28 protein-coding genes are annotated in these 22,272 nt (G+C 64.9%); 17 read left to right on the top strand and 11 right to left on the bottom strand.

Features of this window, described 5'->3' with window-relative positions; genetic code table 11:
- Window positions 1–7 precede the first annotated feature (7 nt).
- The 6 genes from bioD to GRX03_RS12925 all read right to left on the bottom strand — a co-directional run bounded on the left by bioD (window position 8) and on the right by GRX03_RS12925 (window position 5,763).
- The gene (gene bioD, locus GRX03_RS12950) at window positions 8–670 is read right to left on the bottom strand and encodes a dethiobiotin synthase (RefSeq protein ID WP_368278431.1); all 663 of its coding nucleotides are present in this window, start codon (window positions 668–670) and stop codon (window positions 8–10) included.
- Window positions 667–1,866 (bottom strand): aminotransferase class I/II-fold pyridoxal phosphate-dependent enzyme, encoded by a 1,200-nt coding sequence (locus tag GRX03_RS12945; RefSeq protein WP_159764643.1) that lies wholly within the window; start codon window positions 1,864–1,866, stop codon window positions 667–669. Before GRX03_RS12945 ends, bioD begins: the two co-directional genes overlap by 4 nt.
- A 1-nt stretch (window position 1,867) precedes the next feature.
- Window positions 1,868–2,896, bottom strand: a complete 1,029-nt coding sequence (locus GRX03_RS12940) for a transcriptional regulator (RefSeq protein WP_159764642.1) — start codon at window positions 2,894–2,896, stop codon at window positions 1,868–1,870.
- Between the two features lie 2 nt (window positions 2,897–2,898).
- A complete protein-coding gene (bioB, locus tag GRX03_RS12935) occupies window positions 2,899–4,008 on the bottom strand; it encodes a biotin synthase BioB (protein WP_368278430.1) in 1,110 nt (369 codons plus the stop codon).
- A gap of 109 nt (window positions 4,009–4,117) precedes the next feature.
- On the bottom strand, window positions 4,118–5,128 hold the full coding sequence (locus GRX03_RS12930) for a lysylphosphatidylglycerol synthase transmembrane domain-containing protein (RefSeq protein ID WP_159764641.1): 1,011 nt from the start codon (window positions 5,126–5,128) through the stop codon (window positions 4,118–4,120).
- Between the two features lie 5 nt (window positions 5,129–5,133).
- Window positions 5,134–5,763, bottom strand: coding sequence for a metal-dependent hydrolase (locus GRX03_RS12925; protein WP_159764640.1), 630 nt, complete (start codon window positions 5,761–5,763; stop codon window positions 5,134–5,136).
- Window positions 5,764–5,860: 97 nt separating this feature from the next.
- Between GRX03_RS12925 and GRX03_RS12920 the strand changes: the two genes are divergently transcribed.
- From GRX03_RS12920 to GRX03_RS12910, 3 genes are all read left to right on the top strand, one after another.
- Window positions 5,861–7,027, top strand: a complete 1,167-nt coding sequence (locus GRX03_RS12920; protein WP_159764639.1) for an acyl-CoA dehydrogenase family protein — start codon at window positions 5,861–5,863, stop codon at window positions 7,025–7,027.
- On the top strand, window positions 7,027–8,745 hold the full coding sequence (locus GRX03_RS12915; RefSeq protein WP_159764638.1) for an acyl-CoA carboxylase subunit beta: 1,719 nt from the start codon (window positions 7,027–7,029) through the stop codon (window positions 8,743–8,745). Before GRX03_RS12920 ends, GRX03_RS12915 begins: the two co-directional genes overlap by 1 nt.
- Window positions 8,746–8,923: 178 nt before the next feature.
- Window positions 8,924–9,340 carry a potassium channel family protein gene (locus GRX03_RS12910; RefSeq protein WP_159764637.1) on the top strand — a complete coding sequence of 139 codons (417 nt, stop codon included), beginning with the start codon at window positions 8,924–8,926 and terminating at the stop codon, window positions 9,338–9,340.
- A 2-nt stretch (window positions 9,341–9,342) separates the two neighbouring features.
- Here GRX03_RS12910 and GRX03_RS12905 read toward each other — a convergent pair whose 3' ends face one another.
- A complete protein-coding gene (locus tag GRX03_RS12905; RefSeq protein WP_159764636.1) occupies window positions 9,343–11,205 on the bottom strand; it encodes a rhomboid family intramembrane serine protease in 1,863 nt (620 codons plus the stop codon).
- A gap of 85 nt (window positions 11,206–11,290) precedes the next feature.
- Between GRX03_RS12905 and GRX03_RS12900 the strand changes: the two genes are divergently transcribed.
- From GRX03_RS12900 to GRX03_RS12865, 8 genes are all read left to right on the top strand, one after another.
- A complete protein-coding gene (locus GRX03_RS12900) occupies window positions 11,291–11,527 on the top strand; it encodes a BolA family protein (RefSeq protein WP_159764635.1) in 237 nt (78 codons plus the stop codon).
- A gap of 69 nt (window positions 11,528–11,596) precedes the next feature.
- Complete coding sequence (locus GRX03_RS12895; RefSeq protein ID WP_159764634.1) at window positions 11,597–12,436, top strand: hypothetical protein; 840 nt, start codon at window positions 11,597–11,599, stop codon at window positions 12,434–12,436.
- A 70-nt stretch (window positions 12,437–12,506) separates the two neighbouring features.
- Window positions 12,507–12,926, top strand: a complete 420-nt coding sequence (locus tag GRX03_RS12890; protein WP_159764633.1) for a CopG family ribbon-helix-helix protein — start codon at window positions 12,507–12,509, stop codon at window positions 12,924–12,926.
- Window positions 12,927–13,017: 91 nt separating this feature from the next.
- Entirely contained in the window at window positions 13,018–13,449 is a 432-nt protein-coding gene (locus GRX03_RS12885) for a DUF3054 domain-containing protein (protein WP_159764632.1), read from the top strand.
- Window positions 13,450–13,491: 42 nt separating this feature from the next.
- Window positions 13,492–13,704: a hypothetical protein gene (locus tag GRX03_RS12880; protein ID WP_159764631.1), complete on the top strand. Its 213-nt coding sequence runs from the start codon at window positions 13,492–13,494 to the stop codon at window positions 13,702–13,704.
- A 63-nt stretch (window positions 13,705–13,767) separates the two neighbouring features.
- Window positions 13,768–13,992 carry a DUF7123 family protein gene (locus GRX03_RS12875; protein WP_159764630.1) on the top strand — a complete coding sequence of 75 codons (225 nt, stop codon included), beginning with the start codon at window positions 13,768–13,770 and terminating at the stop codon, window positions 13,990–13,992.
- A 30-nt stretch (window positions 13,993–14,022) separates the two neighbouring features.
- Window positions 14,023–14,460, top strand: a complete 438-nt coding sequence (locus GRX03_RS12870; protein ID WP_159764629.1) for an SRPBCC family protein — start codon at window positions 14,023–14,025, stop codon at window positions 14,458–14,460.
- A gap of 68 nt (window positions 14,461–14,528) precedes the next feature.
- Window positions 14,529–15,092: a response regulator gene (locus GRX03_RS12865; RefSeq protein WP_159764628.1), complete on the top strand. Its 564-nt coding sequence runs from the start codon at window positions 14,529–14,531 to the stop codon at window positions 15,090–15,092.
- 34 nt (window positions 15,093–15,126) lie between these two features.
- On the opposite strand, the gene GRX03_RS12860 is transcribed toward GRX03_RS12865, so the two are convergent.
- Together GRX03_RS12860 and GRX03_RS12855 are read right to left on the bottom strand one after the other, a co-directional pair.
- The gene (locus GRX03_RS12860) at window positions 15,127–15,522 is read right to left on the bottom strand and encodes a hypothetical protein (RefSeq protein WP_159764627.1); all 396 of its coding nucleotides are present in this window, start codon (window positions 15,520–15,522) and stop codon (window positions 15,127–15,129) included.
- Window positions 15,523–15,567: 45 nt separating this feature from the next.
- Entirely contained in the window at window positions 15,568–16,689 is a 1,122-nt protein-coding gene (locus GRX03_RS12855; protein ID WP_159764626.1) for a pyridoxal phosphate-dependent aminotransferase, read from the bottom strand.
- An 82-nt stretch (window positions 16,690–16,771) separates the two neighbouring features.
- Here GRX03_RS12855 and GRX03_RS12850 point away from each other — a divergent pair, with 82 nt between their 5' ends.
- From GRX03_RS12850 to GRX03_RS16590, 3 genes are all read left to right on the top strand, one after another.
- A complete protein-coding gene (locus tag GRX03_RS12850) occupies window positions 16,772–17,317 on the top strand; it encodes a hypothetical protein (protein ID WP_159764625.1) in 546 nt (181 codons plus the stop codon).
- A gap of 51 nt (window positions 17,318–17,368) precedes the next feature.
- Complete coding sequence (locus GRX03_RS12845) at window positions 17,369–18,061, top strand: metallophosphoesterase (protein WP_159764624.1); 693 nt, start codon at window positions 17,369–17,371, stop codon at window positions 18,059–18,061.
- Window positions 18,062–18,127: 66 nt separating this feature from the next.
- A complete protein-coding gene (locus tag GRX03_RS16590; protein WP_201289235.1) occupies window positions 18,128–18,274 on the top strand; it encodes a hypothetical protein in 147 nt (48 codons plus the stop codon).
- Between the two features lie 6 nt (window positions 18,275–18,280).
- Here GRX03_RS16590 and GRX03_RS12840 read toward each other — a convergent pair whose 3' ends face one another.
- The gene (locus GRX03_RS12840; protein WP_159764623.1) at window positions 18,281–18,757 is read right to left on the bottom strand and encodes a hypothetical protein; all 477 of its coding nucleotides are present in this window, start codon (window positions 18,755–18,757) and stop codon (window positions 18,281–18,283) included.
- 82 nt (window positions 18,758–18,839) lie between these two features.
- Between GRX03_RS12840 and GRX03_RS12835 the strand changes: the two genes are divergently transcribed.
- From GRX03_RS12835 to hflX, 3 genes are read left to right on the top strand one after another with little or no spacing between them, the layout of a single operon-like run.
- Entirely contained in the window at window positions 18,840–19,559 is a 720-nt protein-coding gene (locus GRX03_RS12835) for a diphthine--ammonia ligase (RefSeq protein WP_159764622.1), read from the top strand.
- A 44-nt stretch (window positions 19,560–19,603) separates the two neighbouring features.
- Entirely contained in the window at window positions 19,604–20,329 is a 726-nt protein-coding gene (locus tag GRX03_RS12830) for a ribosome assembly factor SBDS (RefSeq protein WP_159764621.1), read from the top strand.
- A 54-nt stretch (window positions 20,330–20,383) separates the two neighbouring features.
- Entirely contained in the window at window positions 20,384–21,694 is a 1,311-nt protein-coding gene (gene hflX, locus GRX03_RS12825) for a GTPase HflX (protein WP_368278425.1), read from the top strand.
- 5 nt (window positions 21,695–21,699) lie between these two features.
- Here the strand turns inward: hflX and GRX03_RS12820 are convergent, their stop codons facing one another.
- Complete coding sequence (locus GRX03_RS12820; protein ID WP_159764620.1) at window positions 21,700–22,212, bottom strand: hypothetical protein; 513 nt, start codon at window positions 22,210–22,212, stop codon at window positions 21,700–21,702.
- Window positions 22,213–22,272: the final 60 nt, after the last annotated feature.

The following is a 22,272-nucleotide window of genomic DNA, read 5'->3' as shown; positions in this document are numbered from 1 at the left end:
GGATGGCTCAGCGCAACGCCGACGGCTCGGGGAGGTGCTCGGTGAGAGCCGTCGCGTCCCTCGGCACTTCCAGTTCGACTGTCGGCACCGTCCAGACCGGACACGAACACATCCGTTCGAGTTCGTCCGGGTTCGTCCGCTCCGCGACGGTCTCGCCGTCGTACTGATTCAACACGACCCCCTCGACCGGAACGTCTCGCCTCCGGAGTGCCTCGACAGTCAGGGCGGTGTGATTCAGCGTTCCGAGCCCGGAGCGGGCCACGACCACCGCCGAGACCGAGAGGTCGGCTACCAGATCGACAATCTCGCGGCGGGGCTCGTTTGACAGCGGAACGCGAAGCCCGCCCGCGCCCTCGACGATCCCGACCTCGCTTTCGGCCAGTGCTTCCCGCGTGTCCGCGAGCAGTGACTCGTAGCTGATCGGGTCGTCGGCCCGCCGGGCGGCGACCGCGGGAGCGAGCGGTTCCGGTCTGGATCGGAGCCGGACCGCCGCCGACTCCTCGCCGCAGGCCGCCGCGACGTAGGCCGCGTCGTCGTCCTCGGGAAAGGCCGTCTGGGCGGGCTTGATCGCCCGGGCGTCGTATCCCGACTCCCGGAACGACGAGACGAGTCCGGCCGTGACGACAGTTTTCCCGATGCCGGTGTCCGTGCCGACGACGGCGAGACTCACAGCAGACCGACCTCCTCGCCGGCGGCCTCGAAGGCCGCCAGACAGCGTTCGATCTCCCGGTGGGTGTGTGTCGCCTGCGGCGCGACCCGGATCCGACTCGTCCCCTCCGGAACGGTCGGGGGTCGGATCGCCGGGGCGACGATACCCGCCTCTCGAAGCCGGTCGTCCAGCGCGACGGCGTCCTCGCGCGTCCCGACCAGTACCGGGAGGATGTGTGTCTCCCCGTAGACCTCGTAACCCATCGATTCCAGTCCGTCCCGGAGCAGTTCGACGTTGGCCCACAGATCGTCACGCTGTGCAGGTGCGCGTTCGAGCGCGCACTCGGCCGCTGCCGCGGCGGGCGGGGCGAGTCCCGTCGAGAAGACGAACGAGCGGGCGGCGTTGAGCACCCACTCGATCAGCGTCTCGTCGCCCGCGATGAACCCCCCCTGCGCGCCCAGCGCCTTCGAGAGGGTCCCGAGTTGCACGTCGATCCGATCTTCGAGCCCTCGCTCACCGACGATGCCCCCGTCGTAGACGCCTGTCGCGTGGGCCTCGTCCGCCATCACCCACGCTCCGTACTCCTCGGCAACTTCACAGATTTCGGCCAGGGGAGCCACGTCGCCGTCCATCGAGAACACGGAGTCGGTGACGACCAGCCAGGACTCCCCGGGCGCGGCAGTCACTGCTCGCTCGGCCATCGCGTCGGCGAGCGCGCTCGCGTCGCAGTGGTCGTACACCTCGACATCGGCCGCGGAGAGCCGTGCCCCGTCGATGATGCTCGCGTGGTTCAGTTCGTCCGAGAAGATCACGTCCGGATCGAGCGCGGTCAGCGTTCCGACGTTCGCGGCGTAACCCGAGGAGAAGACCAGCGCACGCTCGGAGCCTTTCCGCTCGGCCAGCGCACGCTCCAGGGACCGATGCGCGGGCGTGTCGCCGACGACGAGACGCGACGCGCCCGCACCCGTTCCGATCTCTCGGGCCGTCTCGGCGGCGGCTCGGATCACCTGTTCGTCTCCGGCCAGTCCGAGGTAGTTGTTCGCGGCGAAAATCGTCCGTCGGTCGCCGAAGGCCGGTTCGTCGCCGCCAGGATCGGCGGCGACGCGGCTGGTGGCGGCGACGGAATCGACTGGCGTGAGATCCCGCCGTAGCCCGTCGGCTTCCCGTTGCTGAAGCCGCTCGTCGAGCCCGAATCCGAACCCGGTTTGTAGCGACATCTCAGAAGCCGGGCATCAGCTCCGCCGGCCCGAAGACGCCGTACTCGCCGGCGCGGTTCCGCCGGACGCCGGTTTTCAGATAGCCCAGCGCCGGACCGTTGACGTTCGCCTCCATACTCGTCGCGTCGTCGAGTTCGAAAGTGTTGGTCCCGCGTTCGCCATCGAAGGTCCGACCCGTGACCCGGACGGTCGTCGTCGTCGGCTTCTCGTCGGAGCGCACGTCGAGGATTCCGCCGACGGTCACGTCCTCGGCGTCACAGATCCCGGCGCGTTCGAGGAGGACGTCGTCAGCGTGTTCCATGTCGTTGAACTCGATGACGCCGTCGTGGTCGTCGACGATCGCTTCGATCTCCTCGTCGGTGAGATCTCTGGCCGTCTCGATGTCGTAGCCGTCGAGGTGAGCGATGTCTTCCCGGACGGTGCCGCGGTTGTCCTCGTAGCCGGACTTGAGTCCGACGCCCCACCAGATCTCGACCTCCTCGATTTCGACGAAGGACTGTGCGGCCAGCGCGGCCGCTCCCGTGAGGAACCCGGGCGTCGCGCCCGCGCCACAGATGAAGGTGATGCCGCTGTCTTCGAGCATCTCCGCCCGGTCGTCGAGCATCCCGATCACACGTGATCGTTTGAGGACGTCGACGAGAACCCCCTCGTAGTCGGCCTCGGCAAATCGCTCGGCGACCCGCGGGATGAAATCGTGTTCGAGATTCGGCAGTGCGATCAACACGGCGTCGATGGCGTCTGACTCGGCGATGATGTCGTCGATGGGCGTCTCCGTCGGTGTAGCCTGTGCCGAGGCGACGACGCCCTGCTGTTCGCCGGTCTGTTTGACTGCGGTCGCGCCGCCGTCGGAGGCGATGTTGCCCTCCGTCGCCGCGAGCAGTTCGTCTCCGTCGAGACCCTCGTGATCGATGGCCACGCCGTCGCGGTCGCAGGCCGCGACTGGAACGAGGTGGTCTTTCGAGCTCGAGTATTCGATTGCGCGTCGGCCGATACCTCCGGTGCCAAGTACCGCAAAGTGTATGTCGTCCATTGTCAGTCGTCGATGTTTGTCGCGTTGCTCGTGGCCGTTCCCGCGGCCTTGCCGGGGTTCGGTTCACGGTGTCGGTCCTTCACCGCCTTCGGATCGAACGAGTTCGACGAGCGGTTCGGTTCGAGTCCCGCCCGCTGAATGATCTCGATGTCGTCGCCGGGGTCCTGGCCCTCCGTGGTCAGGTAATCGCCGGTCAACAGCCCGTCGGCACCCGCCTCGAAGGGCAGGTGTTGGTCCTCTGGCGCGAGGTTCGCCTCCCGCCCACCGGTCAGTCGCACCCGCACGTCGGGGTGGAGGAACCGGTAGACGGCGATCGTCTTCATGATCTCGGATCTGGTGATGTCGGCGTGGTCCTGGTCGCCCAGCGGCGTCCCGGCCACCGGGTTCAGGATGTTCACCGGCAGCGAGGAGACGCCGATGTCCTGCAACTCGACGGCGGCGTCGATCCGATCAGTCGGTGACTCGCCCATGCCGAGAATGACGCCGGCACAGAGATCCATCCCGGCGGCCTTCGCCCGACGGAGCGTCACCAGTCGGTCCTCGAAGTCGTGGGTGTTGACGATTTCGTCGAAGTAGCGCCGGGAGGTCTCGATGTTGTGGTTGTAGTGGTTGAGGCCGATGTCTGCGAGTTCCTCTGCCTCCTCCTCGGTGAGCAGACCGAGCGAGGCGTCGGCCTCGACGTCGGTCTCGTCGCGGATGAGTCGGATCGACTCACAGATCTCCGCCCACTCCTCCGGGCGGTTCTCCTTGGAAACGCCCTTCTCGGCGACGACGATGCCGAACCGCTGGGCACCGTCTGCCTCCGCTCGTTTCGCGGCATCGAGGACCTTCTCCGGGCCGAGAAAGTCGTAGGTGTCGATACCGGTGTCGAAATGAACTGACTGTGCACAGAACCCGCAGTCCTCCGCGCAGTTGCCGGCTTTGGCGTTGACGATACTACAGGCGTCGACGGTCCCGTCGGAAAACTGCTGGCGGACGAGATCCGCGCCGGCGGCGAGTTCCTCGACTGGCTGTGCGTACAGCGCCAGTCCATCGGTCCGGTCGAGCTGCTCGCCGTCGAGCACTCGCCGGACCGCGTCGTCGATTGTCTGGTTCCCCGTCTCGTAAACCACGTCCACAGTAGCGGTTGACAACATCATAAAGGTAAGGGGTCGGCGCCGGTGGCGGCCTCGGGCCGAACCCGGCATTTTCGGGCTCTCTGCCTTTCCTCTGCAGTCGGAGTCAGTCGGACGCGATACCCGTCGAGACCAGCGTCGTCGCAACTCCGCCGAGTAGCAGGACGAACCAGTAGGTACAGAGCCGGACACAGAAAGCAGTCATAGCAGCAGTGGCGACCTCGACGCCCGCGAACACGACGAGCAATACCGTTATCGCGACCTCGACGCCGCCGATCCCGCCGGGGATCGGGAGCACGTTGAGCAGATCACTCGCTGGCATCACGACGCACGCGACGCCGAGCGGAACTGCGACTCCCAGCGCGGCCCCGGTGGTAACCAACGCCGCCGAGAGCAACACCCAGGCCACGATAGACCAGACGACCGCGGCGACGATGCGACCCGGACTCTCCCGAATCAGCCGTCTCGCGTCCCCGAACCTCGCGAGCCACTCCGAAACGGGTTCGCGAGCCGTCGCCCGCGCGACGGTCGCGGAGACGCGCCCGAGACTCCGGTTGAGAGCCGTCGCGATCCACGCTACCGTCCGGTCGATGCCGAACCCGGCGACGAGCGCCCCGAGTACGACGACCCAGGCGATGCAGACGAGCGCGAGCGCACCGACTACGGGGAGTAGAGCGCGATGCCCGCGGCCGAGGAGGAGCACGGAACCAGCGAGTGCGACGAGGCTCAGTCCGAGAAAGCTCACGGCCTGCGAGATGAGCGCCGCGGGGAGCCCCTCCTCGGTCGAGAGTCCGGTCGATCGCCGCATCGAGTAGACGATCAACACCGGTCCGGCGACGCTTCCGGCGGGCAGGAGCTGTCTGGCGTAGACCCCGCGGAGATACGCTAACCCGGAATCCGAAGCGGGGGGAATATCCAGCAGTACGAGCAACCCCCGATACTGTGCGAAAAGCGCACCACTCACCGCCAGAAAGCCGAGGCTGTACGGACCGAGTCGGAGTTCGGACAGTGCCGCCAGTATCTGTCCCGGGCCGACGAACCAACCGAACAGAGCCAGTGCCACTGCACCCGCGAGAAATCCGGCCGCGATACTGGCTCGTCCGCTCGTCCGTGACACGTGGGTTAGGTGTCCCGGTCGGACAATAAATGCGCAGGCAGATACCGGAGCAACCGATTCGGCAGGAGCGGTTCGAGCACTCGCTGGACGACCTGCTGGCCGAGCGTGGGGAGGCGCCGCCGGACGGCGGTGTAGACGACGGCGACGACGACAGACGCGACGACGGGCCACCGCAACGCTCCGTCGACGACTGTCCACAGCACCGCGCCGAGCAGCAGCGTCAGCACCAGTCCTTCGGGGGAGCCGTCGTAGCGCACCCACCGCTTGGGTGCGTACCAGTGCTGGCGGTAGTGATCGTAGACGGCGCGGTCGGACGTGGCTTCCCACGGCCGAAGTGAGAGCCCTCCGCCGAGGATATCCATGACGCTGTGGACGGCCGCGCCGACGAGGGCCGCCATCGCGGCTACCGTCAGCGCCGTCGGAACGAGGAGGGCAAGGACGACCGATCCGCCGGCCAGCACGGAGTAGTAGGTCGGGAAATGGAGCGTTTTCCGGTGTGCAACGACCATATCGAGGTCGGGGACCACCCCGCCGACCAGTCCGCCCCAGAGCGCAACACCGGCGAACTCCGGCGCGACGGCGCCGACGGGGATCATGAGTACCATGCCGACGAGGGCATGGACCGGAAGCATCATCGTATCGACGGAGGACGCCCAGGCGTTTGAGGATATCGGCTCGACAGTTCACCCGTTGACACCAACTACTAAGAGACGGACTCACATACCACTACGTATGGATTTTGCGACCGAGGAGACCCACAGCCTGATCCAGTCGACTGCGACCGAGATTGCGGGGGAGTACGGACCGGAGTACTGGCGAGAGAAAGAGCAGAAAGGGGAGTTCGCGGCCGACTTCTGGGACGAACTCGCGGCGGCCGACTTCCACGGGCTGCTCGTTCCCGAGGAGTACGACGGTGCCGGTATGGGGATGCAGGAGATGGGGGTGGCGATGGAGACGCTCTGTGCCGAGGGCTGCGGGATGGCCGGCACGTGGTATCTCGTCCTCACCGGGGGGATGGCGGCGCTCGGCATCCGCGATTACGGCACTCCAGAACAGCGGGAGCGCTACCTGCCGGACATCGCCGCCGGCAACCGGAACTTCTCGATCGGAATCACGGAACCGGAGGCCGGAACGAACACGCTCAACGTGGCAACGCACGCAGAGCGCGACGGCGACGAGTTCGTCCTCAACGGCGAGAAGGCGTGGATCACCTTCTCCGACATCGCTGACAACATGATTCTCGTCACCCGCACGACGCCGAAATCCGAGGTCGAGCGCGGGACCGACGGCATCTCGCTGTTCGTCGTCGACATGGACGACCCCGGTATCGAGACCTCGCCAATCGAGAAACACGGGATCAACTACTCGAACTCCTGTGAGGTGTTCATCGACGACGTGCGCGTACCCGAGGAGAACTTGCTGGGGGAAGAAGATGGTGGGTGGGAGCCGCTGGTCCACATGATCAACCCCGAGCGGATCGGGTTCGCCGCCGCGGGAACCGGAATCGGAACACTGGCGGCCGACGCCGCAATCGAGTACGCGAACGACCGCGAGGTGTTCGGCCGTCCCGTCGGCGAACACCAGGGCGTCTCGTTCCCGATAACGAAAGCATACGCGCGCATGGAGACGGCGTCGGTGATGCGAGAGAAGGCTGCCTGGAAGTTCGACAACGGCGAGGACTGTGCGTACGAGACCAACGTCGCCAAGGCCACCGCCGTCGAGGCGGGGATCGAGGCGGTCAAACAGTCGATGCAGGCCTTCGGCGGGTGGGGCTACGCAAAGGAGTACGATGTCGAGCGGTGGTGGCGCGAGATCAACCTCACCCGCCTCGCCCCCGTGACCCAGCAGATGGCGTACAACCACATCAGCCAGCAGATCGGCTTCCCCAAGTCCTACTGATGAAGATACGCGTACAGCCGGAGACGACCGAGCAGGACGCACAGATCATCGCAAAGGCGCTCGCACAGCACCTCGAAGACGACATCGAGGTGTACGCCCGCGGCGGGGACACTCCGCTGGCGACCGTCGAACGGGCGAGCACGAACGGGGCCAGCGCCCCCGAGACCGACGACCTCGGCCCGACCGACCGCGAGCGGAACCTGTGGAAGGAGATCGAAGACATCGAACGGGGCGGTCCGGAGAAGTACCGAAAACGGCTCGAAGAGCAGGGTAAACTGTTCGTCCGAGACCGTCTGGACCTGTGGTTCGGGGAAGACGGACTCGCCTTCGAGGACGGCAAGTTCGCGGAGTTCGACGCCGAGGAGCGACTGCCCGCGGACGGCCTGATCACCGGCGCGGCGGAGTTCGAGGGGCGGGACGTTCACTTCATGGCCAACGACTTCTCGGTCAAAGCCGGCTCGATGGCCGAGAAAGGCGTCGAGAAGTTTCTCCGGATGCAACACCGCGCGCTCAAGACCGGCCGTCCGGTGCTGTATCTGATGGACTCCTCCGGCGGGCGAATCGACCAGCAGACCGGCTTTTTCGCCAACCGCGAGGGGATCGGCAAGTACTACTACAACCACTCGATGCTCTCCGGTCGAGTCCCGCAGATCTGTGTCCTCTACGGCCCCTGTATCGCCGGGGCCGCCTACACGCCGATTTTCGCCGACTTCACGATCATGGTGCGGGACGTGAGCGCGATGGCGATCGCCTCCCCGCGGATGGTGGAGATGGTCACCGGCGAGGAGATCGATATGCAGGAGCTAGGCGGGGCGGAGATGCACACCAGCGTCTCGGGAAGCGCCGACCTGATCGCCGAGGACGAGGAGCACGCTCGGGAACTGGTCGCGCAGTTGCTGAGCTATCTGCCTCGGAACAGCGACCACGCGCCACCCCGGAGCGACCCCGTCGGGCCGGCGAAGTCCCCGGACGGAATCGACTCGGTCGTTCCGCAGTCCCCGAACAAGGGCTACGACATGCGCGACGTGATCGAGCGAGTCGTCGACGCCGACTCGGTGCTCGAACTCCGGCCGGAGTACGGCAGCGAGATCATCACCGCGTTCGCGCGGATCGACGGCCGACCGGTCGGGATCGTCGCCAATCAGCCGGCCAACCGTGCGGGTGCGATCTTCCCCGACGCGGCCGAGAAGGCCGCGCAGTTCATCTGGACCTGTGACGCCTACAACGTCCCGCTGTTGTATCTCTGTGACACGCCCGGGTTCATGGCTGGCTCCGCCGTCGAGAAGGAGGGCATTCTCGAACAGGGCAAACGGATGATCTACGCCACCTCCTCTGCGACAGTTCCGATCCAGTCCGTGATCGTCCGGAAGGCCTACGGCGCGGGTGTCTACGCGATGGCAGGCCCCGCCTACCAGCCCGAGTCGACGATTGCGCTGCCCTCCGGCGAGATAGCCATCATGGGACCGGAGGCGGCGATCAACGCGGTGTACGCGAACAAACTCGCAGAGATCGACGATCCCGACGAGCGCGAGCGGAAAGAGCAACAACTCCGCGAGGAGTACCGCGAGGACATCGACGTACACCGGATGGCCAGCGAGGTTGTCATCGACGAGATTGTCCCGCCGAGCACGCTCCGAACCGAACTGACCAACCGATTCGCGTTCTACGAGGACGTCGACAAGGACCTGCCCGACAAGAAACACGGGACCGTTCTGTAGCGATTTTTCGTTACCTATCGAAGTTATACACTTTTTCGGTGACGAGATCTCGAACTGTACACTATTTCGCCCTTAGAATCTTGGTTCGTATTCGATTTTCAGACTTTTGTGATTGTACAGGCAATTTCTAGGGCGACACCTATCTGTTTATCCATTTGTCGCGTACGAGAGAGCACGAATGCTCAGACAGATCATCATCGTCGGTGGTGGGCGCGTCGGCCGACACAGCGCCGCGAAACTCATGGACGACGGCTTCATGGTAACGGTCATCGAGAAAGACGAGGAGATGTGCGAACGGTTTCCGGATCCGCTCGCCGGCCGGATCATCGAGGGAGACGGGACGGACATGGAGGTGCTGCAGGAAGCAAACTCGGAGACGGCAGACATCGTTGCGGCGCTGACCGACGACGTGGAGACGAACCTCCTCGTCTGTGAGTTGGCCCGGGAACTCGCGCCGCAGGCCGAGACCCACCTTCGAATCGACGACGACGGTCAGGAAGCGTACGCTCACCTCAACCACGTCGACCACGTCGTCTATCCGGCGGCGCTGGCCGCGGAGCGGACGGTCGAGCAGATATCCGAACCGATTAGCTGATCTCAGCCCCCGCGCTCCTGCTTGGCGATCAGCACTCGCGTTCCGTCTTCCCGTGCGAACACCGAGGGCGTCCCGTCGGTTCGTTCGGTCTCGAAACTGAGCGACCCGACGCGGGCCGAGTCGTTTACCGCCGGGATTGCTGTCGTGCCGAGAACGGTATCTCCGCGCGTCACGTTCAACCTGAACTGCCCGTCGCCGGGTTCGACGGCGACGGTCTTGTTCGCAATCTCCGCGCGGGCCGTCGACCGCCCGGAGCGGAACGCCTGGACCGTCTCGTCGCCGTGGCTCACTTCCACGGTGTACGCGGAGTCGTTCCCGACGACGTTCCAGCCTCGTCGCGTCGCGGTGACGGTCTCGCGCCACCCGATCCCGCCGACCGGAACGGTCACTGTCCCGCTGTTTTTGAGGTCGCTCTTGCCGGCGGCGGCGATCCATATCTGGCGCTGTTCGTTGACGACGATGAGGCCGCTCTCCTCTGTCCCGATCCGTCCGTGTCTCGTTCCCTCAGCGTAGGTGACCTCGTATCCGTCGACCGTGATGCTCTCGCCGTCCGGGACCGGATCCTCGGCCATCCGCGCGTTGTTGGTGACGATGCTCGGGAGGGCGACTACCGCGACGACGAAGGCGAGCGAGAACACGAACAGGTCGCGTCGGGTGAGTTGGGTTCCGATCCGGGACGGCCGGTGCGACGGAAAGAACGGATAGAGCAGCAGTATCAAAAGCACCGGGATTGTTCCGATCCCGAACGGGGGTACTGATCCCCTGCTGAACGTCCCCGACCAGGCCGCCCAGATCAACACCGCGACCGATCCGATCCAGAGCACCGACACCAGTCGCATCCTCGGCACCCAGGAAATCTCGCTCACGCGGTCCGGGAGCGGCGATTCGTCGGCCGCCACCGCCGCCGTGACGAGTACGCTCAGCCCGAGCACGAAGATGACACCGACCCCCCGTAACTGGAGAAAAACGTCCTCCTCGGGCGAATCTGCGAAGACGTATAGCTGCCGAGAGAGACCGAACAGCAGTGTCGCGAAGAAGACGAGCGCGGGACGACGCGACTCGTTTCGACGGTGCAACAACACGAGCGCGAGGAGGACGCCGAGCAGGAATCCGAGCAGGTGTGCCTGGACGTTGACCCCCCACCAGGACGGCGGGCCACCCGACCCCGCTTCGGCGGTCGCCCTGACTACTGGATCGAGCAGCGTGTTGACGAGGACTGCGGTGCCGGTGAACCCGACCATCGCGATGACCGCCGCGACGGGGAAGTAGACGACCGCGAACCCGCCGAAGGCGTAGACCGTCCCGGAAAACCCGAGCGACCAGCCGAAGGCCAGCACTGAGGTCACCAGCGAGACGACGGCGACGATAGCGGGAAAGATCACCAGCGCCCGGACCCAGGGGGTGTGCCATCGCGACACGGTCCCCGGCGACGAGTCTCGTGGGCCGTCAATCTCGGCCGGCGGCGGATACTCGTACTCGTCGTTCGAGTCCTGCGGGGGGTAGTGTCCCCACGCGTACTCGACAATCGGGGCGAGGACGAGCGTTCCGATCATGTTTCCCATCAAGTGTCCTGGACCGGCGTGTGCGAACCCCGAGGTGAGAAGCCCCAGCGGATACAGATAGGACCAACTACGAAACGGGAGCGTTACAGGGGAGTTCCAGTGTGTGAACCCGCTCTGTGCGCTCAGATAGAACCCGACGACGCCGGCGATACAGAGCACAGTCCCCCACGGCACGCCGAAGATGAACCGTTCGGAGAGTCGGTCGTACCAGACTCCGCGGCCGGAGAGCAGCCAGAGATAGCCGAACGCGACGAACAGCGCCGTGACGATTCCGATCCGGACCGGGCCGACGCCGGCGAGCATACTGACACATCGTCGTCATTCCTTGTGAGTGGTTCGGTCCCGGCGACCCGAGATACTTTTTCGCCTCGAACACGTTCGTTCGGATATGACACCAGAAGAAGTCGAAGAGGTCATCGAATCGAACATTCCTGACGCGACCGCGGAGGTCGGCCAGCCCCGCGGCGTCGACGACGACGACCATCTCGCCGCGACTGTCGTCTCCCCGGCGTTCGAGGGGAAGTCACTCGTCGACCAGCACGACATGGTCTACGAGGCCCTCGACGACCACATGACGACGGATATCCACGCCGTGGAACTGACGACCCGGACGCCCGAGGAGTAACCGTTTCGCTCTTTTCGTTTCATTGACCCCAAAGAGTTACGTGACGGGGTGCGAACAGGTTGGGTACGTATGAGTAATGACGGAGAATCACAGGCTGGTGACCTCACAGCTCCCGAACAGGCCGACGACACACCTGACACGGAGGAGGATACGGCGGCCGACGAGACCGTCCAACCCGAGTCGGAGACGACCGAGGGACCGGACGAACCGTCGGCCGAAAGCGAGCAACGGGAGGAGGCACCGGAGGAGAGCACGCCCCAGACCCGTGAAGAGGAACTCGCGACGCGAGAGCGACGGCTCGACGAGCGAGAGCGGGGGCTCGACCAGTTGCGGTCCGAACTCGACCAGCGCGAGGCCGATCTCGACGAACGCGAGGAGGAACTCCGGGAGTTCGAGGAACGCCTCCAGGGACGGCAGGCCGACCTCGACGAGTGGGAGGCCGAACTCGAACAGCGGGCCGCCGACCTCGACGAGCGAGAGACGGCCATCGAACAGGAGGAAAGCGCCCTCGAACGGCGGGCGAGCGAACTCGAAGACAAGGAGCAGGTGCTCGAAACCTACGTCGACGACCGGGTCGCGGAGTCGCTGGACGGCCGCGTCGACCGTATCGAGAAGGTCGTCGGCGAGCGGATCCAGGCGCTCGAAAACAACGTCAGCGATACCGTCGAGAGCCAGTTCGAGGTCGCGCTGCAAAAGCAGGAGACGACCGGGCGATTCGGCGTCATCGGGGGAACACTGCTCGGAGTCGGCGGCATCCTCTTCGTCACCCTCGGCGTGCTCGTCGCCCTCTCGGGGCAGGTGAGCGCGTATCCCGTCATCGTCTCCGAGACGGCGAGTGTCGGAATCGGTGCCGTCCTGTTCGTGCTCGGAGCGGCACTGAGCCTCGGCACCGCCGCCGACCGGCTCTGAGCCGCCCGTGTTGCGAACTTCCAGCCCTGTGATAATAAGATTCTACTACCGCGGGGCCGGGAGTTAATATATGACAGTTGTCAGTGTCTCGATGCCGGACGAGCTGTTAGAACGGCTAGATACCTTCGCCGAGGAACACGGCTACACCGGGCGAAGCGAAGTCGTCCGGGAGGCCTCGCGGAACCTGCTGACGGAGTTCGAGGACAAACAGCTCGAGGACCGGGATCTGATGGGCGTCGTGACGGTACTGTTCGACTTCGAGTCGACGGATGTCGAACAGAAGATGATGCATCTCCGCCACGAGTACGACCACCTCGTCACCTCTCACGTCCACAACCACGTCGGCAACCACTACTGCATGGAGTTGTTCATCCTGGAAGGGACTCTCGACAACATCTCTACGTTCGTCGGGAAGATCCGTGCCACCCAGGACACGCTGTCGATCGATTACTCGGTGATGCCGGTCGACCGGATCGGCAGCGTAGTCTGAGCACTCGGGACAGGCGGCTGTCGGTCAGCGCACCGGGAGCGATACATAAAAGCGTAAACAGGCCGAACTGACCCGTAGATAACCACAAACAATGAGTTACGGACAACAGATGCGACCGCTGCTCCGCGCCAAGCTCCCGACATCGTCGTCGATGGCTGCCGTCCTGCTCGGGGATCTGCTCGTCCTGTTCGCGTTCATCGCGACGGGACAGATCTCCCACGGCTACGTCTTCTGGGAGGCACCGGCCCGGACCGTCCTGATCACGATGCCAGCCGTCGTCGGATGGCTGGTGGTAGCGGTCCCAGCGGGGTTGTTCGTCCCGAGTACGGTCCGGAATCTCAAGCGACTGGTCCCAACGGTGCTCGTCGTCTGGACGGGAGCGGCACTGATCGCCGGGCTGATCCGCTCGACGAGCCTCGTCCCCGGCAACGCACCGCTGACCTTCCTGCTCGTGAACATCGTCTTCGGCGCGGTGTTCATCACTCCCTGGCGGGTGGCCGCCGGCTGGTGGCTGGGCCGGTAGGGCAATCGCATTCGTTAAGTACCGACCGCGAAAAGCACCGATATGGCAGAGACGACGCAGAGTTCCGATCTCGGCAAAGGACTCGTGTTAACGTTCGGTGCAATCGGTGCCCTCGGCGCGATTGCCATGGCCGGTAGCTCGTACATGTCGTTCGCGGAGCACGACGAGACACTGCAACTGCTCTCCGGAGTCTTCCTCACGGTCGCGCTGTTGGCCTCCGGCATCGCCGTCGCCGCCGTCCATCTCTACGACTGATCGCCCGCGCAAGAACCGTTCGTAACTGCAAATTTAAGACGCTCGCACACGTAGGTTCGTCTAATGACAGAACTCGGTGAGACGGATCGAGAGATCCTCGATTATCTGCGGGAGAGCGTCTCCCGGGGCGAACAGTATATCCGCTCGAAGACGATTGCGAACCAGCTCGGACTGTCCTCGAAGCAGGTCGGCGCACGCCTACCGAAACTGGACGAACAGTCCGACGACGTCGAGATCGAGAAGTGGGGCCGCGCCCGGTCGACGACCTGGCGAGTCACCCGGAGCTAGGCTTTTATTCGCGTACCCGTAACGGGTGGTATGGTTGTTCGCGCGGAGCGAGTTGTGGAGATTCCGGCCTCACGAGAGCGCGTTTGGGAGTTCATCGACGACCCGGAGAAGCGAGCACGGCCCATCAGCGTCGTCCAGGATTTCGAGTTGCTCGAAGACGGCCGCGCCGTCTGGCACGTCTCGCTCCCCATCCCGCTCAGTGACCGGACGATCCGCATCGAGACAGAAGAGCGAACGCGAACCCCGCCGGAGTACGTCGAGTTCGTCGGCAACTCCAAGGCCTTCCGCGTCGTCGGAGAACACGAACTCGAGGAGGTCGACGGAGTCACCGAACTCCGGAACTCCTTCAGCGTGGACGGGCGGGTTCCGGGGGTGGAGCGATTTTTCAAAAAGAATATTGATTCGGAACTGAAGAACCTCGAAACAGCGATCAAGGAGGACATCGGCGTCGATACCGACATAAATTGACGGGTTCCAATTTTCACTACTGATAATGGATCGGTAGGTACAAACCACCGGCAACAAACTGTTCAGGTATGGGAGCTGCAGAGGATGACACGACCGTACTGGTCGTGGACGACGAAACAGCCGTCGCGGACGCGTACACAGCACAACTCCAGCGGGAGTACGATGTCCGTACGGCCTACGGCGGCGAGGAGGCGCTCGATGCCGTCGATTCGTCTGTCGACGTGGTGTTGCTAGACCGGCGGATGCCGGTCATCTCGGGCGACGAAGTGCTCGATGAGATCAGAGAGCGCGAACTCGACTGCCGAGTTATCATGGTGACGGCGGTGGATCCCGACTTCGACATCGTCGAGATGCCGTTCGAGGACTACCTCCAGAAACCGGTCGACAGAGACGACCTTCACGACGCGATCCAGAACCAACTCGCCGCCAGCGAATACGACGAACAGGTCGACGAGTTTCTCGAACTCAACACCAAAATCGGGCTGCTCGAAGAGGAAAAGCCGACCCAGGAACTCGAAGAGTCCGAGGAGGTCCAACAGATCAAAGAACGCGCGGAGTCGCTCAAGGACGACCTCGACGAGACCGTGATGGAGTTCGACGAACCGGCCGAGGCCTTCCAGAACCTCGTCTAACCCCGAACTCGTGACGCCGTACCTGTGTAGAGGTTCACCGCCAGCGCTCGCTCTCGAAGACGATTTCGGAGAGCCGCGAGGCCAGTTCCCGCGCCTCGGTCTCCGTGTCGGCGTGTAACTCCCCCGAGACGGGTCCGGCCTCGCCGCCGACGCCCTCGGCCGCCGAGATCGGATCCGTCCCCGCCGGGTAGGAGTCGGTCGAACCGGTCGGATACGTCCGCTGGGCGCGGGTTCGGGCTCTGAGATCCCGGAGCGCGGACCGGGAGAGTTCGGCATCGAGATGCTGGAGATCGTACCGGACGATGTAACCGCGACGGGCATCACGGATTCCGACGACCGGCCGATCCTCGTTCGCACACTCCTCCCAGAGTGAGCGCCGCTGTGATCCGCTCTCGTAGATCGGAACGTGCTGGGGTGCGAGTCGATCCATACCCCTAGTTGGATCGGAGGAGTATTGTTCTGTCGGACCCGGGACTCACCGAACGGCCTCGGTCGCCTCGGCCATGATTTCGAGCGCCTCCTTGATCGTCTCGATGTCGGTCGCGTACGAGATGCGCGCGTAGCCTTCCCCGTGGTCACCGAACGCCTCACCGGGGACGACGACGACCCCGCGGTCGATCACTTCGTCGACCCATCCGTCCGGCACTTTCGGCATCGCGTAGAACGCCCCGGAGGGACGCGGGCAGTCGATGCCCATCGAATCCAGTCCGTCGAGCAGCACGTCCCGGCGCTGCTCGAAGGCCGAGCGCATCTCCTCGACCACGTCCTGCGGGCCGGTCAGCGCGGCTTCGGCCGCGTACTGCGCGGGCGCGCTCGCACAGGCCTGTCCGTACTGGTGGACCCGAAGCATCCGCTCGATCCGGTCGGTCGAGGCGGTGATCCAGCCGAGTCGCCAGCCGGTCATCGAGTAGGCCTTCGAGCAGGCGTTGACGACGGCGACGTTGCCCCCGTCGGTGAACTCGGCCGGCGAGCGGTGTTCCCCCTCGAAGATCTGGTACTCGTAGACCTCGTCGGAGAGACAGAGCACGTCGTGTTCGTCCGCGATCCGTGCGAACTCCCGCATGTCGTCGGTCGACTGGACCGCACCGGTGGGGTTCGCGGGGCTGTTGACGACGAACGCGGCGGTGTCGTCGGTGATCGCCTCCTCGACGGTCGCCGGGTCCAGGGTGAGGTCGTCTCGGAGCGGAACCGGCCGGGGCGTGCCACCTGCGATGTGTGTCAGCGCCTCGTAGGAGACGAAACCAGGATCGGGGAAGACGACCTCCTCGCCGGGGTCGACGTGTGCTTCGAGAGCGATGTGCAGCGCCTCGCTACCCCCCGCGGTGGCGATGATGTCCTCCGGATCGACATCGAGGTCGTTGTCGCGGGCGTGTTTCTCGGCAATCGCTTCCCGGAGGGATTCGGTCCCCTTGTTCGAGGTGTAGGCGTCGGCTTTCCCCTCCCGAATCGCCTCGACAGCAGCCTCCCGGGCGTGGTCGGGCGTGGGGAAATCCGGCTGGCCGAGACCGAGGTTGATGGCGTCCTCGCCGGCCGCCTCGAACACCTCGCGGATGCCGCTGATCGAGACCTGTTCGACACGATGTGAGAACGATGGCATACCCTAATGAGACCACGCCGTGCGCATAACTTTTCATGTCCGGAACGGAGGGATTCTTGATGCGGGAACTCCGAGCACCGATATGCTCGCGCTCGTCCCGTCCGGTATGGTCGGTACTACCGTCTTCGCATTTCTCCTCATCTGGGCGATCATCCTGATCCACGAACTCGGACACTACTACGCCGGTCGGCGGATCACTGGCATCCCGCGCGACGAGATCAAACTGGTAACGCCGTACCTGCCCCGGTACGTCGCGCTCCGGGACGGCGAGGAGTGGGTCGGACCGACGCGCCTCCAGCAGTACCGGTCGGCGTATCGCCGCCACGATCCCGACCGCGAACACGAACGGCGGTTCGCCGCCGCGGGCGATCTCATCCAGGCCGGCGTCGTCGCCCCGATCGGACTCGCAGTCGGCATCGTTGTCGACCCCGATGTTGGGGTGACGATTCTGTCCGCGTCCCTTCTCGTCTTCGTCGTCTACGCGGCAATCGACGCCGTTGGGACGCTGTACCGGGGGAACCCGTCGGGTGACTACTCGCTGCTCTGGACCTCGACGCCCGCGTTACCGATCACCCTCGCCCTCGCGTTTTCGAGCCTGCACATCGTCGCGCTCACGCTGCTCATCTGACCCTCGCCGCGGGTCGGCACCCCTTTGATCGTCCGCGCACAACCAAAGCGTATGGGCGCACTCTCGGGAGTGACGGTCCACGACCTGGCTATCTCCGTCGGCGACACGCTCGTCGTCGCCGACCTCCACGTCGGCAGAGGGGCGGCCTCGAACGTCGAACTCCCCGTCGGTGAGGGCGAGGAGATGGTCGAGCGGTTCGAGTCGCTGTGTGCCGACCTCGACCCGGAGGAGGTCGTCGTCGCCGGCGATCTGTTACACTCCTTCGAGACCGTCCCCGGTCCGGTCAGAGACACGCTCTCGGGGCTGAGGCGTGCGGCCCGCGACGTCGGCGCACGTATCGTCGTCACCCCGGGGAACCACGACACACTTCTGGACGCCGTCTGGTCCGGCCCGGTCGAGGAGGAGTACCGCCTCGGAGACACGGTCGTCTGCCACGGCCACGTCGAACCGGAGGCCGAGGCCGACCGGTACATCGTCGGCCACGACCACCCGACAATCGACATCGAGGGGAGACGGCGAGCCTGTGTACTCGCCGGTGAAGAGATCTATCGGGGCGCGGACCTGGTGATGCTCCCGTCGTTCAACAAACTGGTCCGGGGCGTCCGGATCAACGACATGTCTGCCGCCGATTTCATGTCTCCGCTCGTGACCGACGCCGACGCGCTCGCGCCGGTCGTCCGAGACGCCGACGCCGGTGAGACGCTCACCTTCCCGACCCTCGGGGCGTTTCGTCACCGGCTCTGAGCTTCACTTTCACTTTCACTCCGGGGCTGGCTCGGTTTAACGTATCCTCCGCCGGAACCGACGAGTATGCTCAGAGACCTCTCACAGACCTGTGGCGGCGACGGCTGCTCGAACGCGCTTTCGGACCCGTTGATCGTCTACGAGACACCGGCGGGAGAGCGGCGGGCGTACGAGTGTTGCTGTGGCGCGGTGACGATCACCGTCGCGAAGTGACGGGCCTCAGACGACCTCGAAGGCGACGACGAACCACTTCCCGTCTTCGGTGGCAGTGAGATACGTGTTCTCGACGGCCACCCGACCGCTGACCGTCTCTCCGCCGCCGTCCGTCTCCGGCGGTTCGGCCTCGTAGGCCGCATCGACCAGCGCGTTCTCTCGGTCGGCAATCGCGCTGATCGTCTCCTCGGGCAACCGCATATCGAGTGACGCGATCCGCTCCCGGGAGAGATTCCTCGCCTCGACGAGTATCTCGTCGATCTGCAGCGATCGCTGTTCGATCTCGGTGTCGCCGGCAGTCGGATCGAGCGGGGATGCGCTGTGTAGCAGGTCGGCCATCGCCCCGGCATCGCCGTCGTGTTCGGCTTCGAGATACGCGCGGACGACCGACCGCGGACTGTTGGTCTCGGAACCGCCGAAACAGCCAGCCAGGGCGCTGAGGGCCACTCCCGCGGCGGCCCCGAGATACCGTCGTCGCCGCATAGCAGAACAGAGCGCAGGACGATCAATGAATGTGTTGTTGCCGAACCGGCAAGCGTAAATCCGCCAGCCGGCAATACTCGGTATGACTGGCGACGCCTGGGTGAGTCTGTTTTCAGGCGGGAAAGACTCCTCGTGGGCGCTCTATCGTGCACTCGAGGAGGGGTTGCCCGTCGAGCGACTGCTCACTGTCCACCCGGACGGCGACTCGTACATGTACCACGTTCCGGCGACCGAACTCGCCTCGCTGGCCGCCGAGAGCATCGGGATCGAACTCGTCGACGTTCGGCCCGACGACTTCAACGCGGCGGAGACAGCCGACGCGAGCGAACAGGGAGACGCCGAGTTGGCGGTCCTGGAGGAGGCGCTGACCGATCTTGACGACGACCTTCCGGGCGGCGTCGGCGGCGTCACCGTCGGGGCCGTCGAAAGCGAGTTTCAGAACTCCCGGGTCGAGGCGATGAGCGAGCGACTGGGTATCGAGACCTTCGCGCCGCTGTGGGGACGAGACCCGAAACAGATCGCCGCCGACATGCTGACCGCGGGGTTCGAGATCACGATCATCCGGGTCGCGGCGGGCGGACTCGACGAGTCCTGGCTCGGTCGCACGCTCGATGCCGACGCGATTGCCGATCTCGTCGAACTCAGCGAGGAGTACGGTGTACACCCCCTCGGAGAGGGCGGCGAGTTCGAGACGCTCGTTCAGGACGGGCCGCACATGGACCGACGGATCGAACTCGACTACGAGACCGAGTTCGACGGAACCCGCGGTACGCTCCAGATCGAGGACGCCTGGCTCGCCTGACCGCTGTCACAACAAACTTAACGCATCCACAAGTACATCCGGGTATGATATCGCTTGACGAAGCGGTGACGGCACGACTCGAATCCCACGGGGAGCGGTTCGAGGTGCTCGTCGACCCGGACGCCGCCCTGGCAATCAAACGCGGCGAGTTCGACGGCGACCTGGAGGATGTCATCGCGGCGGAGGACGTCTTCGAGGACGCCTCGCGAGGCGATCGACCGGCGGAGAACGCTCTGGAGGAGGTCTTCGGCACGACTGATCCGCTGGAGATCATCCCGGAGGTGGTCAGGGAGGGGGAGATCCAGATCACCGCCGAGCAGCGCAAGGAGATGAAAGAACAGAAGCGCAGACAGCTCATCAACCGGATCGCGCGCAACGCGGTCAACCCACAGATGGACGACGCTCCCCACCCCCCGGATCGGATCGAGTCGGCGCTGGAGGAGACCGACTTCCGGATCGATCCGATGGAACCGGTCGAGTCACAGGTAGACGACGCGCTCGACGCGTTGCGGCCCGTGATCCCCATCCGCTTCGACACGATCACCGTCGCGGCGAACCTGCCTGCGGACTACGCCGGCAGCGGCCAGGCGAAGATCCGCGAGTTCGGCGACCTCCAGCGCGAGGAGTGGCAGCCTGACGGCTCCTGGATCGGCGTCGTCGAGTTCCCCGCCGGGATGCAAAACGAGTTCTACGATCTGGTCAACGAGGTCTCGAGCGGCGAGGCCGAGACGCAGATCATCAAGGACGAAGACGACCTCGACACTCGGTAACGCCCGAGGGGTGGACTTTGGGTTTATATGTGATCACGACATACGTGTGAGCAAGTGACAGGAACGCCAGAACGGACAGTCGTCGCGAAGCGTGTCGACGCGGGGGAAGCCGACACCGACGAGATCACCGAGTTAGCGCGCGCGGCCGGCTACGCCGTCGAGGATGTCGTCACGCAGACGCGAACAGAGGATCCGGCATTTCACTTCGGAGAGGGAAAAGTCGAGAGCATCGCCGAGCGGGTCGTGCAGGCGGACGCGACGGCACTCATCGTCGACAACGAACTCGGTCCGTACCAGACGTTCAACATCGGCAACAAACTCCCCGAGGGAGTCCGCGTCATCGACCGCTTCCGGCTCATTCTGGAGATTTTCGCACAGCGGGCACAGACTCGAAAGGCACAGCTACAGGTAGAACTCGCACAACTCCGCTACGAACTGCCGCGCGCGGAGGCGAAGGCGAGTCTGGCCAAGCGCGACGAGCGGCCCGGCTTCATGGGCCTCGGTGAGTACGACGAGAGCCGCGAGCGCGACATCAAAGCCCAGATCGCGCGGATCCGCGAGGAACTCGACCAGATCGAACAGACCGACCAGCACCGCCGCGAACAGCGCCGGGAGTCGGGTTTCGATCTGGTCGCGCTCGCCGGCTACACGAACGCCGGCAAGTCGACGCTGCTGCGCCGACTCGCGGCCGATCTCTCCGTCGACGAGAACGAAGACATCCACCCGGATCTGGACACGACCGCCGAGTCCGAGGATCGGCTGTTCACGACCCTGGGGACGACGACCCGCCAGGCCGATTTCGACCGCCGGGACGTGCTCGTCACCGACACCGTGGGGTTCATCTCCGATCTCCCACACTGGCTCGTCGAATCGTTCAAATCGACGCTCGATGCCGTCTACCGCGCGGATCTCGTGTTATTAGTCGTCGACGTGAGCGAACCGATCGAGGAGATCCGCGAGAAGATCGTGACGAGCCACGACACGCTGTACGAGCGCAACGAGGCCCCTATCGTCACCGTTCTCAACAAGTGCGACAAGGTCGACGACGAGGAGATCCGGGAGACGAAAGCGGCGCTGTCGGCGCTCGCGCCGAATCCGGTCGTCATCAGCGCCAAGACCGGCGAGAGCATCGACGCGCTTCGCGAGCGAATTCACCGGGAACTCCCGGATCTCGAACGCGAGCGACTCGTGATGCCGATGACTGACGAGACGATGAGCGTCGTCTCCTGGATCCACGACAACGCCCACGTCGACACCGTCGAGTACGGCGACCAGGTGGTCATGGAGTTCGAGGCCCGACCTGCGGTTGTCGAGCAGTCCCGGGCCAAGGCGAAGGCCCTGGTCGAGTCAGGTGCCTCCGTGTAGCCGTCCTACCGGTCCCGGTACGAAGCGTCGGCGATCCCGACCGTCTGACCGACCCCGACGAATGCGATCCCGACCAGTAGCACGCCCTGTTCGCCGGCGAGCAGTCCACCAGTCGCCACCACGGCACCCAGCGCCGACAGCCCCGCCGTCAGGAAGTACAACCGTCGGGCCGGAGCCACCTCTCGGCCGGTGTACGCGAGTCCCCCGGCGGGTAACACCATCCACCCGACGAGGCTCACGCTGAACAGGAGGCGGTCGAACTCCGGGACGAAGAAGCCGGCTAATCCGGCGAGCGTGACAGGAATCCCGACGACCATCACGAGCCGCCAGGCCCGGAAGGCCCCGTCGGACATCGCGGACCAGCCAGTGACGGCGAAGAAGGTGATGAACATCACCATCACCGCGTGGGCGATGAGCATTCCGTCCGAACCGAGCGCGCCGAGCACGCTCGCCGCCGTCGCGGCCCACGCCGCGGGAACCAACACGACCGGACCGAGATCACGGATCCGCTCCAACATATCCGGACGTTCTCTCACCACCAGTATGAGTGTACCGTCACCGAGTCCGTCCATCTGCCG

This window comes from Halovenus carboxidivorans, assembly GCF_009831575.1.
Classification (GTDB): Archaea; Halobacteriota; Halobacteria; order Halobacteriales; family Haloarculaceae; genus Halovenus; species Halovenus carboxidivorans.
Note: the sequence above shows the minus strand (reverse complement) of the source record. Positions and strands in the feature narration are given on the sequence as shown.